The sequence below is a fragment of the Ruegeria sp. AB6 genome (assembly GCF_056542685.1).
Genome location: NZ_JBQGAD010000012.1, coordinates 77,580 through 92,658 on the forward strand (window position 1 = coordinate 77,580; position 15,079 = coordinate 92,658).

Annotated in this window: 12 protein-coding genes; 9 read left to right on the plus strand and 3 right to left on the minus strand. The window is 55.6% G+C overall.

Annotated features, from left to right (window positions below; genetic code table 11):
- Positions 1 to 65 precede the first annotated feature (65 nt).
- Genes ACR0DB_RS19440 through dxs form a run of 4 tightly spaced genes read left to right on the plus strand, consistent with a single transcriptional unit; the run spans position 66 to position 4,043 of the window.
- Positions 66 to 992 carry a histone deacetylase family protein gene (locus ACR0DB_RS19440; protein WP_480552568.1) on the plus strand — a complete coding sequence of 309 codons (927 nt, stop codon included), beginning with the start codon at positions 66 to 68 and terminating at the stop codon, positions 990 to 992.
- Positions 989 to 1,231: an exodeoxyribonuclease VII small subunit gene (locus tag ACR0DB_RS19445; RefSeq protein ID WP_170785396.1), complete on the plus strand. Its 243-nt coding sequence runs from the start codon at positions 989 to 991 to the stop codon at positions 1,229 to 1,231. The genes ACR0DB_RS19440 and ACR0DB_RS19445 overlap by 4 nt, the downstream gene beginning before the upstream one ends.
- Complete coding sequence (locus ACR0DB_RS19450; RefSeq protein ID WP_480552570.1) at positions 1,232 to 2,098, plus strand: polyprenyl synthetase family protein; 867 nt, start codon at positions 1,232 to 1,234, stop codon at positions 2,096 to 2,098. It begins immediately after the preceding gene.
- A 16-nt stretch (positions 2,099 to 2,114) separates the two neighbouring features.
- Entirely contained in the window at positions 2,115 to 4,043 is a 1,929-nt protein-coding gene (dxs, locus tag ACR0DB_RS19455; RefSeq protein ID WP_480552572.1) for a 1-deoxy-D-xylulose-5-phosphate synthase, read from the plus strand.
- 141 nt (positions 4,044 to 4,184) lie between these two features.
- Here dxs and ACR0DB_RS19460 read toward each other — a convergent pair whose 3' ends face one another.
- The 3 genes from ACR0DB_RS19460 to ACR0DB_RS19470 all read right to left on the minus strand — a co-directional run bounded on the left by ACR0DB_RS19460 (position 4,185) and on the right by ACR0DB_RS19470 (position 8,624).
- Positions 4,185 to 4,355, minus strand: coding sequence for a hypothetical protein (locus ACR0DB_RS19460; protein WP_170770746.1), 171 nt, complete (start codon positions 4,353 to 4,355; stop codon positions 4,185 to 4,187).
- Positions 4,356 to 4,434: 79 nt separating this feature from the next.
- Positions 4,435 to 7,527, minus strand: a complete 3,093-nt coding sequence (locus ACR0DB_RS19465) for an efflux RND transporter permease subunit (RefSeq protein WP_480552573.1) — start codon at positions 7,525 to 7,527, stop codon at positions 4,435 to 4,437.
- Complete coding sequence (locus ACR0DB_RS19470; RefSeq protein WP_480552575.1) at positions 7,527 to 8,624, minus strand: efflux RND transporter periplasmic adaptor subunit; 1,098 nt, start codon at positions 8,622 to 8,624, stop codon at positions 7,527 to 7,529. The genes ACR0DB_RS19465 and ACR0DB_RS19470 overlap by 1 nt, the downstream gene beginning before the upstream one ends.
- An 841-nt stretch (positions 8,625 to 9,465) precedes the next feature.
- On the opposite strand from ACR0DB_RS19470, the gene ACR0DB_RS19475 reads away from it, so the two are divergent.
- The 5 genes from ACR0DB_RS19475 to kce all read left to right on the plus strand — a co-directional run bounded on the left by ACR0DB_RS19475 (position 9,466) and on the right by kce (position 15,075).
- Entirely contained in the window at positions 9,466 to 10,323 is an 858-nt protein-coding gene (locus ACR0DB_RS19475; protein WP_170785386.1) for an amino acid ABC transporter substrate-binding protein, read from the plus strand.
- A gap of 375 nt (positions 10,324 to 10,698) precedes the next feature.
- The gene (locus tag ACR0DB_RS19480) at positions 10,699 to 11,820 is read left to right on the plus strand and encodes an aromatic ring-hydroxylating oxygenase subunit alpha (protein WP_170770738.1); all 1,122 of its coding nucleotides are present in this window, start codon (positions 10,699 to 10,701) and stop codon (positions 11,818 to 11,820) included.
- On the plus strand, positions 11,817 to 13,349 hold the full coding sequence (gene betC, locus ACR0DB_RS19485; RefSeq protein ID WP_170791582.1) for a choline-sulfatase: 1,533 nt from the start codon (positions 11,817 to 11,819) through the stop codon (positions 13,347 to 13,349). Before ACR0DB_RS19480 ends, betC begins: the two co-directional genes overlap by 4 nt.
- Positions 13,349 to 14,143, plus strand: coding sequence for an SDR family NAD(P)-dependent oxidoreductase (locus ACR0DB_RS19490; RefSeq protein WP_170785380.1), 795 nt, complete (start codon positions 13,349 to 13,351; stop codon positions 14,141 to 14,143). Before betC ends, ACR0DB_RS19490 begins: the two co-directional genes overlap by 1 nt.
- Positions 14,143 to 15,075 (plus strand): 3,5-dioxohexanoate:acetyl-CoA acetone transferase, encoded by a 933-nt coding sequence (gene kce / locus ACR0DB_RS19495; protein ID WP_170785378.1) that lies wholly within the window; start codon positions 14,143 to 14,145, stop codon positions 15,073 to 15,075. Before ACR0DB_RS19490 ends, kce begins: the two co-directional genes overlap by 1 nt.
- Positions 15,076 to 15,079: the final 4 nt, after the last annotated feature.

Sequence of the window (15,079 nt, forward strand, 5' to 3'; positions counted from 1 at the left end):
GCCGCTGCGCGGCGATTTTTTGCCTTCGGCGAGGATATTTTTAGCCAGATGAAGATGGGATCCTGATGAAGACTGCGCTTTTGACTCATGCGGATTGTCTTGGACATGTGACGCCGGACGGCCACCCTGAGCGGGTCGCGCGATTGGAACATATTCTGCATGCCTTGGAGCCGCTGGATTTGGATCGCAAGACTGCGCCTTTGGCAGCAGATGATGATCTGCGGCGTATTCATCCGGACAGCTATATTGAAGACGTTCGGCGCAGCGCACCTGTGGATGGGTTTCGGCAGATCGACGGCGATACGTTCATGTCGCCGGGTTCGGTGAGCGCGGGGTATCGCGCGGCGGGGGCAGCTGTTCGGGCGGTAGATTTGGTGCTGGGCGGTGAGGCGCCGAATGCGTTCTGTGCAGTGCGGCCTCCGGGGCATCATGCTGAGACGGACACCGCCATGGGGTTTTGCTTGTTCGGCAATGCTGCGCTGGCGGCGAAACATGCACTGGATCACCACGGGCTGAGCCGCGTGGCCGTTGTGGATTTCGACGTGCATCACGGCAATGGCACGCAGGATCTGCTGTGGGACGAAAAGCGCGCGTTGGTCATTACAAGCCAGCAGATGCCCTTGTGGCCGGGGTCCGGGCGCCCCAATGAAACCGGTGCTTATGACACGGTGCTGAATATCCCTCTGGCACCTGGTACAGGTGGGGCCGAGATGCGTGCGGCCTATGAACGGTTGGCCTTCCCGCGTCTGCGTGCCTTTGCACCTGAGCTAATTGTCATCTCGGCCGGGTTTGACGCGCATCAGGATGATCCGCTGGCCGAATTGAACTGGTCCACCGGGGATTTTGCCTGGCTCACGTCAGAGCTGTGCCAGATCGCGGCAGAGGTGTGTGAGGGTCGTATCGTCTCGACTCTGGAGGGCGGGTATGATCTGAAAGCCTTGGCCGAGGCCACCCGTGCTCATGTGGAAGAATTGATGAAGGCAGCCCAATGACCGAGACACCCGTCGACCAGATGACATTCGAACAGGCTATGAAAGAGTTGGAGGCCGTGGTTGGTCAACTTGAGCGTGGCGATGTTGCATTGGACCAGTCCATTGCTCTGTACGAACGCGGGGCGCAGCTGAAGAAACGCTGCGAGGATGAGTTGAAGCGGGCCGAGGAAAAAGTGGCGGCGATCACGCTGGACGCCAATGGTCAGCCGACCGGGACCACGCCTGTCGAAGGTCAGTAAATGTTCAGTGACAGACTGGCGCAGGATGCGGCGCGGATTCAAGCCCATTTTGATCGGGTTCTGGGCGCGTTGGACGATTTGGATGTGACCCGGGCGATGACTTATGCCACCGAGGGCGGGAAAAGGCTGCGCGGGTTTCTGGTGTTGGAGAGCGCTCGGTTGCATGGGGTCGACGCCGATCGGGCAATTTGGCCAGCGACGGCTATAGAGGCGCTGCACGCGTATTCGCTGGTCCATGATGATCTGCCTTGCATGGATGATGATGATCTGCGCCGGGGGCGGCCCACGGTTCATGTGAAATGGGATGAGGGCACCGCCGTTCTGGCCGGGGATGCGTTGCAGACGCTAGCCTTTGAACTGTGCGCGCGTGCCGAGGTGGGTGAGGCCGCAATTCGCTCAGATTTGACCCTAACACTGGCAAAAGCCAGCGGTGCGCAGGGGATGGTTTTGGGGCAGGCACTGGATATCGCGGCGGAAACGGCGGCCAGCCCGCTGACATTGGATCAGATCACGCGGCTGCAGGCGGGCAAAACCGGGGCTTTGATCGAATGGTCGGCCTGTGCGGGCGCGCGGCTGGCTCAGGCAGACCCGGACCCGCTGCGCCACTATGCCCGGGCTCTGGGCCTTGCCTTTCAGATTGCCGATGACATCTTGGATGTTGAGGGCGATGCCGAAAAAGCCGGCAAGCGTCTGCAAAAGGATGCTGAGGCGGGCAAGGCCACCTTTGTCTCGCTGCTTGGGCTGGACGCCGCAAAGACCCGCGCGGCGGAGCTGGTGGATCAAGCCTGTGCTGCGCTGGATGGCTATGGGCCTGCCGCTGAAACCTTGAAGGACGCCGCCCGCTTCGTTATTGCCCGGGACAGCTAAGCCAGGAACGCGCCATATGTCTGACCGCCCGAATACGCCCCTGCTGGACCTTGTGAGCCGCCCTGCGGACCTCAAGCAGTTTTCGGATTCGCAGTTGCGGCAGATCGCGGATGAATTGCGGGCTGAGACCATCTCGGCCGTTTCCGTCACCGGCGGGCATTTGGGCGCTGGTTTGGGTGTCGTCGAGCTGACCACCGCGCTACACGCCGTCTTTGACACCCCGCGCGACAAGATCATCTGGGATGTGGGGCATCAGTGCTATCCTCATAAAATTCTGACCGAACGGCGCGACCGGATCCGCACTCTGCGCATGAAAGACGGCCTCAGCGGCTTTACCAAACGCAGCGAAAGCCCCTATGACCCGTTCGGGGCTGCACATTCCAGTACCTCGATCAGTGCTGCGCTTGGGTTTTCCGTCGCGCGCGATTTGGGCGGTGTGACACCCGAAGGGTTGGGCGATGCGATTGCTGTGATCGGCGATGGCTCGATGTCCGCAGGCATGGCGTTCGAGGCGATGAACAACGCGGGCCACCTGAAGAAGCGCCTTGTCGTGATCCTGAACGACAACGAGATGAGCATTGCGCCCCCGGTTGGTGCGCTGTCCAGCTATCTGTCGCGGATTTATACCGAAGCCCCGTTCCACGATCTGAAAGCCGCCGCCAAAGGCGCGGTTTCCCTTCTGCCGGAACCCTTCCGCGAAGGGGCGAAACGCGCCAAAGAGATGCTCAAGGGCATGGCCATGGGCGGCACGTTTTTCGAGGAGCTGGGATTCTCGTACATCGGTCCCATCGACGGGCATGACATCGACCAGTTGCTGCCGGTGTTGCGTACCGTCAAGGCACGGGCGACCGGGCCGATCCTGATCCACGTGCTGACCAAAAAGGGCAAGGGCTATGCCCCCGCCGAGCAAGCCCGCGACAAGGGGCATGCAACCGCGAAATTCGACGTTGTGACGGGCAAACAGCACAAAGCGCCATCAAACGCGCCGTCCTATACCTCGGTCTTTGGCAAGACGTTGGTGGAAGAGGCCGGGCGCGACGACAAGATCGTGGCTGTGACTGCGGCGATGCCAGATGGCACCGGGCTGAACCTGTTTGCAGAACGCTACCCCTCACGTTGTTTCGACGTGGCGATTGCTGAACAGCACGGCGTGACCTTTGCCGCCGCGCTGGCTGCGGGCGGGATGAAGCCGTTCTGCGCGATGTATTCGACTTTCCTGCAGCGCGGTTATGATCAGGTTGTGCATGACGTGGCCATTCAACGCCTGCCGGTCCGGTTCGCCATCGACCGCGCGGGGCTTGTGGGGGCCGATGGCGCGACGCATGCGGGATCGTTCGACATCGCTTATTTGGCCAACCTGCCGGGCATGGTGGTGATGGCCGCCGCCGATGAGGCCGAGCTGATGCACATGGTCGCCACCGCCGCTGCGCATAACGAAGGCCCCATCGCGTTCCGCTATCCGCGTGGCGAGGGCGTGGGCGTAGACTTGCCCGAACGCGGTGAGGTTCTGGAAATCGGCAAAGGCCGCATCATCCAAACCGGCGCGCGGGTTGCGCTGCTGTCCTTCGGCACCCGTCTGGCCGAAGTTCAAAAAGCGGCCGAGGCGCTTACCGCCAAGGGTATCACGCCGACGATCGCCGATGCGCGTTTTGCCAAACCGCTGGACCGCGACCTGATTCTGGATCTGGCCGCCAATCACGAGGCGCTGATCACCATTGAAGAAGGGGCGATTGGTGGCTTTGGCAGCCATGTGGCACAGCTGCTGGCGGATGAAGGCGTGTTTGATGCGGGTCTGAAATACCGTTCGATGGTGCTGCCTGACATCTTCATCGATCAGGCCAGCCCTGCGGATATGTACGCAGTAGCTGGTATGAATGCCGAGCAGATCGAGGCCAAAGTACTGTCGGTTCTGGGCGTGGCCACAATCGGCGAAAAGCGCGCCTGATCTCTGTTTTCGCAGAAAATGGTGCCTATAGATGGCACTGAACAAAGTATTCACCAAGCGTCAAATCCAATGAGCCTCCTTCTCGGATCAACTGACGTTTCCTGTAACTCGCGAGGCGTCTTCAATGATGCCACTACAAGCTCACTTCGGTGCCTCGCCAAAGTAACCCCCAAAAAATGCGATCATCGCTAACAACACACCAACCAATATCACGATCACAAGCAGTGCTCCGCTACCTTTGGCAAAATATCCCAGTGAGACTAGGCCAACCACGAAGATGCCGACCAGAAAGTAGAGTACTGTATTGTCCATCTTTACCCCCAAATGAGTTGTTTACACTCAACAACTACATGCTCGAAAAAAACGATCCAAAGACCGCTAATAGATGACGTCAAACGGCTTTCGGTGACTGTCGAATGCCGCTCAGCGTGGCGAACAAGACCGGTACCAGGATCATCGTGAGCATCGTACCCACCGTCAAACCGCCCATGATCGTTACAGCAAGACCCACCCAAAACACGTCTGGCAGTAGCGGTATCACACCCAAAACTGTAGTGGCGGCGGCCAGTACGACAGGGCGCAGTCTTGAGGCTCCGGCATTCAAAACGGCGTCGTAGCCCGGCTGACCTTCGGCCAAGTTATCGTTGATCTGATCGATCAGAACGATTGCGTTTTTGATCATCATGCCCGCCAGGCTCATGCCCCCGAGCAAGGCAACGAACCCAAACGGTGTGTTTGTGAGGAGCAGGCTCGGAACAATACCTATCAGCACAAAAGGTACAGTCAGGAAAATGACAAGCGGTCTGCGGTATGAGTTAAACAGCCCAACTACAATCAATGCCATGATCGAAAACGCGGGGATCATACCCGGAATCAAAGACGCTTGCGCAGAAACTGTGTCCTCGTACTCTCCACCCCACTCCATGCTGTAGCCCGGCGGCAAGTCAGCCTCCAAAGCTTCGAAATCGGCAAGAACTGCGGCGCGATAGCTTGGCAGAGTTACGCTATCGATTGAATTGGCTTGCACAGTCAGAACACGGCGCCGGTCGCGACGATTGATCGTCGGGTCTTCGAGCTGGATATTCACGCCGCGTACGACCTGCGCCAATGGCACAGGCTCAACAGAAAACGGTGACTGAAGTTGCAACAGTTCAAAGTTGTCGACGGCAGCCACGTCTTCTGCGCCAGGCCGAACGATGATTGGCAGCAACTCGTCACCTTCGCGGTAAAGGCCGACCGAACGCCCGTCAAATGCACGTTTTGTCGTGTTACCAAGATCTTCATAGGTGATGCCGGTCCATCGCGCTCGGTCCTGGTCATAGGCTGGGACTGTTTTCAGGACACGGTTGCGCCAATCGGTGCGCGCCACTTTCGTCCATTGATGCTGATCTAAAATCGCAACTGCTCTGTCACCAATTTCGCGCAATGTCTCAGGATCAGCATCCGCCGGGCCGACGATGCGGTTCTCGAACGCCCATGTATTGCTAGGTCCTACACCGAATTGGCGTGTGAAAGAGGTCGCCTCGGGCATATTGGCTGATATCCAAAGCGATATCTCTTTGGTCATCTCGGGAATGTCGCGGTAGTCCTCGACGTTCACAATGACTTGCGCGTAGGATGGGTTGGTTCCCTCGGGGTCGACCGGCAGGTAGAAACGCGGCGGGCCAGCTCCGATAAAGCTGGCGATGCCAGTGACACGATCGTCCATTTCAACCTTTTCTTCGATCCGCGAGATCGCTTCTGACACGGCTTCAATCCGAGTTCCTTCAGGCGCGTAATAGTCGATCATGTATTTGGTCATCGACGAGGTCGGGAAGAACAGCTGTGTGATAGACCCAAAGCCAACCCCGGCAATGACCAAAGCACCCAAAGCCACCCCGATCGTCAGATAACGCACGCGGATCGCCGCAGCCAGAAAGCGGCGGTAAATCGCATAGAAACCGGTGTCAAAGGTCTCGCTTTCTCCACCCTTTGGCTCCGGTAGCATGGCAACGCATTGCAGTGGTGTTACCGTCATCGACAGCAACCAACTGACCAGCAACGCGATCCCAACAACTGAGAAGAGTGTTCGGCAGTACTCCCCTGCGCTCTCGACGGATGCAAAGATCGGGTAGAAAGCCATGACCGCGACAAACGTGGCCCCAAGCAACGACATAGCGGGACGCGTTGCGGCCTCAATCGCGGCCTTTGCACGGTCCATTCCTTGCGACATCCGGACCATGGCGCCGTCCGCTACCACGATCGAGTTATCTACCATCATGCCGAGCGCAATGATCAATGCACCCAAGGACATGCGCTGAAGATCTATGCCAAGTGCTGCCAAGGGTATGAAGGTGGTAAGGATTGTTAGAATCAGCCCGCTGCCGATGATGATCCCCATCCGAACACCCATCGCCAAAGTTAAAACGACCAGGACGATTGCGACGGCTTGGGCAAGGCTCACCAGAAAACTGCTGACCGCAAGGTTTACGTCATCGGATTGCCAATGAACCCGTTCAACCTCGATGCCCATCGGCAGGCTTGCGATCAGTTCTGATACTCTCGCATCTACCGCCTCACCAACACTGACAACGTTGACCCCAGACTGGAAGGATATGGCCAAACCAATAGATGGAAGGGCGTTATAACGCATCATAGTTATCGGTGGGTCAATGTAGCCTTCTTTAACCTCAACGATGTCGCCCAGCCTTAGCAACTCTGGCCCACGACGTTGACCGCTTTGAGCCTGATCCAGACCACTTGGTCGGACGACTAAATCTGCGATGTCAGTTGGGCTTGTGAAGGTTCCGCTGGGCGCAATGCGCATGCGGTAATCACCGACGTTTACCCGCCCTGCATCCACGATCGCATTCTGGGTCTGTAACGTGTTGAGAATTGTCTGAGCCGAAACTCCCAATGCGGCCAAGGCTTCTTCCCGTGTTTCCAGATAAATGACCCTGTCGCGTTCGCCCCAAAGATCGACGCGGCCGACACCGTCGATCAGCGAGAGCTCTCGCTTGAAGTCTTCGGCATACCCATCAAGCTCCTGAGCAGAGAACCCATCGGACGTCATAGCCAGCAGTAGACCGAAGACATCACCGAAATCATCGTTGATGGCAGGACGACCTGCGCCCGGGGGCAGGTCTGTTTCCACGTCTCTGACTTTCCGACGTAGTGTGTCCCAGATTTGCGGTAGCTGGTCCGACCAATAGTTCGGGCGAATTTCGACTTTAATCGTCGACACACCCGCCCTGCTTTCGCTCGAGATGTAATCAATCTCCTTAATTTCCTGGAGTTTCAGCTCGATCCGTTCTGTGATCTCTTGCTCAACTTCTTCAGGGCTGGCGCCGGGATAGAGGGTGGTCACAACCGCAGTTTTGATAGTGAACTCGGGGTCTTCTAGCTGCCCCAGACTAAAGAAAGCCGAAATGCCGCCCAACGTAAGCATGACTACCGTGAACCAAACGAATTTGGCGTTGCGGATGGAGAACGCCGCGAGACCCATTACTCTGTATCCTCGGAAAGTCGTGAAACTTTTTGGCCTTCTCGCAAAGAGTTCGCTCCGGCAGTGACGACCACATCACCAAATTCCAGACCTTCTCTAACGGCCACCCCTTGCGACCGGGGCGTGCCAAGCGAAACCTTCCTTGCCGTTACGGTTTCTGAGCTGGCATCGAATACCCAGACATGCGGATCTGTTTCCCCTTCAGGCACGAAAACCGCGCTGGCAGGAACCATGATCGCATCGAATGGTTCGTGCCCTTCCTTTGGCTGGCCACGGACGCGCCCTGCCATACCCGGAAGAACAAGTGCGTCTTCCGGTTGATCCATAATCAACGTGACAGGGAAGGTTCGGGTCGTCGCCGAAGCCTCGGATCCAATCTCGCTGATTTCCGCCGGTAGAACCACATCCCCCAGAGCATCAAAAGTAACGGTGATGTCTTCAATGTGAGGGATCAGGGCGATGTATCGTTCGGGGATATCGATCACCACTTCGATGCGTTCGGCATCCAAAATGCGCAGCACCGGAGTCTGAGCGGCGACTTCTTCGAAATCTTCAATGTATTTGCCGACAACACGACCATCGAACGGTGCCGCCAAACTCGTATAGGTTAAATCCAGAGTGGCTCTGTCCAGAGCGCCTTGAACAGAATTGATGGCCGCCTGAGCGGATGTCTCGCCAGCGATAAATCGGTCAAGTGTCGCTTGAGCAGCAACGTCCTTTTCGACCAGCGATCGTTGCCGATCTGTTTGCAACTTGGCGTTCTCAAACGTTGCCTGTGCGCTTGCTAGTTCGGCGGTAAGCCGGTCTACTTCGGCCTGGTATGGGGCTGGATCCAAGGCTGCCATAATGGCACCCTTCGTTACAAGGTCGCCAACCTGAACATCGACGCCAACAACATTGCCCGGTACGCGAAAGGCCAATGAGACTTCGCGCGCGGCCCTGGCTGTTCCGACAAAATATCGGTCATGCAAACTGGAGAGGTCGGAAATCTCGATGGCTCTGACAGGTCGAATAAGTGTTTGGGTCGCATCTTCTTCCTTCTCCCAGCAGCCGGTAAGCAACACGAAGGCAAATAGCCAACCAAAAGTTCTCTTCATATCCCCCTCCCGTGCAGCCCGCGTTCCTCACTTCGTCGCTGTGAAGGTGGCCTAACTTGCGGATTTTGCGCCTAAACCTGTTGCAATTGTACGCGCTTACCAAACAAAGTCAAAAATACGAATTTGTTTAGTGGTGGCGGAGAGAAACCCGAGTACACTTTGGCAAACTGACAAGACAATTTATCAGTACGATGTCGCCTCGACGCTGCCGTTTGTCATATCGGTGGCACAGAAGGCCGTGTTTCGAGTTAGTGTAACTGCGTTAAAAGGTAAACGTGCGGAGGGCAAACTGTGATTGATTAAAGTTCAGGCCGTCGTCCGGACCTACGTGTGGAGCTGAAATGTCCCCCTTTCGTGAACCGCTGCCATTGCTGCTTATTTGCTAATGGCAGCTTTGTCCGCAAAGCAACCGCTCATGCCGAGTGAAGCGAATAACCGCTTTGAGCCCTATTTACTCGGGCCTAACCTTCAGAAACGCGGCAGCGATGGTATCAGCTGAACCCAATTCGGTAGGTCACACAAAACGCATAGAGTGCCATACGGTGACTGTTGGCTGCACTGAGCCCAAAGCGGAATGTTTTAACTTTTTGTCATGAAAAAAGTCAGTTCAGTGTTAGTTTGATACCGCGACATCCAATAGATGTATTCCATGCTGGACAATCGAACTTAAGCCCAGCCCAATAATCTATGCCCTAGTCTAAACTGAGTCAGCTACTTATGGTGCCAAGATGCGGTTTTCTTCCCTCGCCCAGAAACTCTTGTCGTTAATAATCTGACTTTTTTGAGCCTCAACGTGTATTATTCTCGACATGAGATGCCTTGTACTCCTGTGGGACGGACAATGATTAAAGAAATAAAACCCATGCGCTTGCTTTCTGTACTTAGTGTGATGGTTCTATTCACAACTGGAGCGGTTGCTCAGACAATCGAACGGATAACAAAAAATAACGAAATCCGCTTTGGTTTTCGAATAGATGCTGCGCCACTATCTTACGTCAACGACCAAGGTCGGCCGTTTGGCTTGTCACCCTTGATTTGCGATCAGGTCGCACAGCGTCTCGCGAAGAAACTGGAATTGAATGAATTGAACGTCCAGTTCATTCCGGTCGACTCCAAGGATCGTTTCGACAAAGTTGCCTCGGGAGAAATAGATATGCTCTGTGGGGCTGCGACTATAACACTTTCCCGTCGCGAAGCCGTTGATTTCTCGCTTCCAATATATGTCGATGGCACGTCCATATTATTACCAATTGAAGCCGAGGGCACTATGAGTGCGCTGGCGGGGAAGAAGATTGGTATGAGAAGCAGCACGACAACAGAAGCATCCGTTCTCAATTCCTTTGAAGCGGAGGGTATCGAAGCAAATATGGTGCGGTTCGGTTCACACCCAGACGGTATCAAGGCGCTAAGAGACGGCGAAATCGATGCGTATTTTGCGGATCAGTCGATTTTGTTGGTCAACTACATTGCTGCCGGACTAAAGGGCAAATTCAAGTTGTCCCAAGAAATACTAACCATAGAAAAGCAAGGATTGGCGATACCGAAAGGAGACTATGATTTTCGATTGCTAATAGATCGCATTTTGTCAGAGATGTACGCTCAAGGCACAATGGAAGAGATTTTTCGCATTGCTTTGCCAGGGATCGAGCCCAGCGAAGCATTGAAGGCTCTTTATGTTATCGCCCCTACCAATCCTTGAGACGCATTGCATGAAACAGTTTTGCTAAGTGTCAATTGTCCTTTTGTAATTTATGCTGGTTTGTTCGCAAAGCGGAAGTTGGGACGAACTTCAGCGAAGGTACGCACCAAGACAAAAGGCGACGCTAGTTGTGGACGCAGCATCGGTTGATATGGCCGGAGAGCAGACGTTCTCTGCGGGTGCGCATTTCGAGTTGGGCATAACCTGAAGCATCCTTCCCAGCCAACATAATGACGTTTGACTAGGCGAACACGACCAAAAAGTCGAAGGGACCAATATAGGCGAGCGAAGCCTAAAAATGTTAAACTTGCGGCGGTTTTAGTTAAACCGTTTCAGCTGGATTGCCTACACTGCTGCAAAGCAAGGGAGGACGTTATGAACGACGATGCTGAAATCTCTGGCGGTTACAGTAGCGATCCAGCCCGTTCCTACTCCCTGAAGGCAGAGGCCTATACGGATCACTCGTGGTTCGATGCGGATCTGAAATCGGTAATCGCTCGGACTTGGCAATGGGTTTGTCATGTTGAGAAGACCCGCGAGCCGGGCGCTTATTGCACCGTGGAAATCGCGGGCAATCCGATTGCGATTGTACGCGGCAAGGAAGGAATTCTGCGGGCCTTTTATAATGTCTGCAAGCACCGCGCGCATGAGCTTCTGTCAGGAGAAGGCAACACGACGCGGATCATGTGTCCCTATCATGCTTGGGTCTACAAGCTGGACGGGCAGTTGGCGCGCGCGCCGCATACTGAGAGCCTTGTTGATTTCAACCCGGGTGAAATTTGCCTTGATGAAGTGCAGGTCGAAGAATTCTGCGGCTTTGTTTTCGTTAACCTCGATCCGAATGCGCGACCCCTCGCTGAACAATCCGGGAACCTTGAAACGGAGGTGCGCCATTGGGCACCTGATGTGGATCAGCTGACATTCGGCCATCGGCTGACCTATGATATCAAGTCGAACTGGAAAAACGTCGTCGACAATTTCCTTGAGTGCTATCACTGCCCGACCGCGCACAAGGACTTCTGCGATCTGGTGGATATGGACACCTATAAGGTGACGACCCACGGTATTTATTCCAGCCATATGGCGGACGCGGGTCAAAACGCGAATAGCGCGTATGACGTTTCCAATGCGACAGTTAAGACTCATGCCGTTTGGTGGCTTTACCCGACAACGTGCCTGATGCGTTATCCCGGACGCTCCAGCATGATTGTGTTGAACATCATTCCCGTGGACCCGGATCGGACACTGGAAACCTACGACTTTTTCCTTGAAACGCCTGAGCCTGACGAGATGGAGTTAGATGCGATCCGATACTTGGACGAAGTGCTTCAGGTCGAAGACATCAACCTCGTGGAAAGTGTACAGCGCGGGATGAATACGCCGGCGTTCACGCAAGGGCGGATTGTTCATGATCCCGATGGCTCGGGCAAATCGGAACACGCGGTTCACCATTTCCACGGGCTTGTTCTGGACGCCTACGAAAAAGGTGCCGCGTGACGCGGCCGAATATTCTGGTGATCATGGCGGACCAACTGGCGCCGCATTTCACCGGGGCATACGGACATAAGATCGCCAAGACTCCGCATTTGGACGCGTTGGCTGCGCGCGGGATGCGCTTTGATGCAGCTTATTGCAACTCGCCGCTCTGCGCCCCGTCGCGCTTTGCCTTTATGTCAGGGCAGAACATCAGCCGGATTGCGGCATATGACAACGCGTCTGAATTCAAAGCGTCAGTGCCCACTTTTGCACACTATCTGAAATCGCTCAGCTATCGCACGTGCCTGTCCGGCAAGATGCACTTTGTCGGTCCCGATCAGATGCACGGGTTTGAGGATCGCGTGACCACCGATATCTACCCCGCGGACTTTGCCTGGACCCCGGATTGGGAAGCTCCTGACGAGCGGATCGATAAGTGGTATCACAACATGCAGACCGTTAAAGAAAGCGGTCTGGCGCATGCGACATTCCAGATCGATTTTGATGACGAGGTCGCTTTTGCCGCCAAACGCTGGCTGATCAATGCCGCAAGGGACAAGGCGCTCGGGCTGGATGCGCCTTTTGCTATGGTGGCGAGTTTCATCCATCCGCACGATCCGTATGTGGCGCGTCCCGAATGGTGGAACCTTTACTCCGATGATAACATCGACATGCCGGCGTTTGTGCCAAAGCTTGAGGATCAAGATCCGTTTTCTCGGCGTTTGCTGGACGGGATCGAAGCCTCGTATGTGCCCTTGACGGAAGAGGAAGTGTGCCGTGCCCGCCGGGCATATCTCGCCAATGTCAGCTATTTTGACAGCAAGATAGGTGAGCTTGTTCAGACCCTCGAGGAAATTGGAGAACTGGACAACACTATTGTCATAGTCACTGCTGATCACGGCGATATGCTGGGCGAGCGTGGCCTCTGGTACAAGATGAACTTCTTTGAACATTCAGCCCGGGTGCCCATGGTCATGGCCGGGCCGGGCGTTGCTGTCGGGACAGCGCGTAATGCTGTTTCGCTCGTGGATCTTTTGCCAACGTTTATCGAACTTGCCGGCGGCGACCTGTCAATGCTCGGTGAACCGATAGACGGGCGCAGTTTGGTCCCCTTGATGCGTGGCGAGGACGACCCGGTTGACGAAGCAATTGGTGAATACTGCGCAGAGATGACGGGCTATCCCGTGATAATGATCCGGCGCGGGGTGTTGAAATACATTCATTGCGACAGTGATCCAGCTCAGCTTTATGATCTCAGCGTAGATCCCTTGGAAATGCGCAATGTCGCGGCAGATGCGGAATATGCCGATGCGGCGTCAAACTTTGCGGCGGAGGTTGCCGCGCGTTGGGATGGCAAAGCACTGCGCAAACAGATCATCGCAACGCAAAAATCTCGTCGGGCCCTGCACGCTGCGATGGAAGCAGGTGCAAGCGAAAGTTGGGACTACAACCCGCCGAGCGACGCCAGCCAGCAATACGTGCGAAACCATATGGATTGGACCGCAGCCGCAAATCGCTACCGCTATCCCCCTTTGAAGGACCAGAATTGATGAAGCTTGACGGAAAAATCGCGCTGGTGACTGGCGCACGCGGCGGCATAGGACGCGCGATTGTGGCGCGGTTCATAAAGGAAGGTGCGACGGTCTACGCTGCCGATCTCACACCCCATGGATCGCTCAATGCCCATGACGACGATGGCAGCATCTTTTTGAAACTTGATGTAACGCAAGAGGCCGATGCTATCGCCGCAATGCAAGCAGTGCGACGTGGACAGGGAAAACTGGATATTCTGGTGAACGCCGCAGGGATCGAAATCGAAAAGACCGTGGAGGAAACCACGCTTGAGGAATGGAATCAGAGCTTTGCTGTGAACTCGACGGGGACATTCCTGACTTCAAAATACGCACTGCCGCTGATGCGTGAAGCTGCGAAGTCGGGCAGCAGCGCCAGCCTGATCAATTTCGGTTCGTATGACGGGTTCATCGCCGATCCCGGCCTTGCTGCCTATTGCGCCACGAAGGGCGCGGTGCATGCGCTGACTCGCGCCATGGCTTGCGATCATGGTCCCGAAGGCATCCGCGTCAATGCGATCTGCCCAGGCTACATCGATACACCGATGCTACAGAGTTTTTTCAACGGTGATGGTTCTGGCGGGGGTGGCGGCAATATTGAAACACTGCAAAAGGCCGTGCGAGACGTGCATCCGATGCGCACCTATGGCACACCCACGGACATTGCCAATCTGGTTAATTGGCTGGCCTCAGATGAAGCGCGCTATGCCTCCGGTCAGCTTTGGGTGCTCGATGGCGGGCTGTCGGCGCAAGTTCAGCAGATGAAACTCTGATGCCAAAGTCCGTTATCATCACCTGCGCACCCACGGGCGGTATCCATACCCCTTCCATGTCGCCGCACCTGCCGGTTACCCCTGCTGAGATTGCCACCGCCAGCATTGAAGCCGCCCAAGCCGGTGCATCGATCATCCACCTGCACGCGCGCCATCCAGAGACTGGCAAACCTGATCCTCGTCCCGAACTGTTTGCTCAGTTTTTGCCGGTCATAAAGCAGTCTACTGACGCTGTGATAAACGTCTCGACAGGTGGCGGGCTGGGGATGTCGATGGATGACCGGCTTTTGGCGGCAACGTCTGCCAGCCCGGAGATGGCTAGCTTGAATATGGGGTCGATGAATTTTGGCATCTTCCCGATGCTGCAAAAGTACACCGAATTTCAATTCGACTGGGAACGCCCGTTTCTTGAGATGACCGAAGATTTCATCTTTCCCAACACGTTCAAAACGATCCGCTATGCGATCGAAAAGCTCGGCGGCGATCACGGCACCAAATTCGAGTTCGAATGCTATGACCTGGGCCACCTATACAACGTCAAATGGTTCGTAGATCAGGGCATTATCAAGCCGCCATTCTTTATACAGATGGTCTTTGGCATCTTGGGCGGAGTTGCTGCGGATCCCGATCATCTGGTTCATATGCACAACACCGCTAACAAACTGTTTGGGCCCGAGAATTACGAATGGTCAGTGCTGGCGGCAGGGCGGCATCAGATGCCCTTTGCCACCCTAAGCGCGATGCGCGGCGGAAACCTGCGCGTCGGGCTGGAGGACAGCCTCTTTATCGGCAAAGGCGAGCTTGCGACGTCAAATGCGCAGCAGGTCATTCGCATCCGCAGCATCATCGAAAATCTGGGTCTGACAGTTGCTACTCCAGAAGAGGCGCGCGCGCGTCTGGCGCTAAAGGGCGGCGATCAGGTTGGGTTCTAGGGAG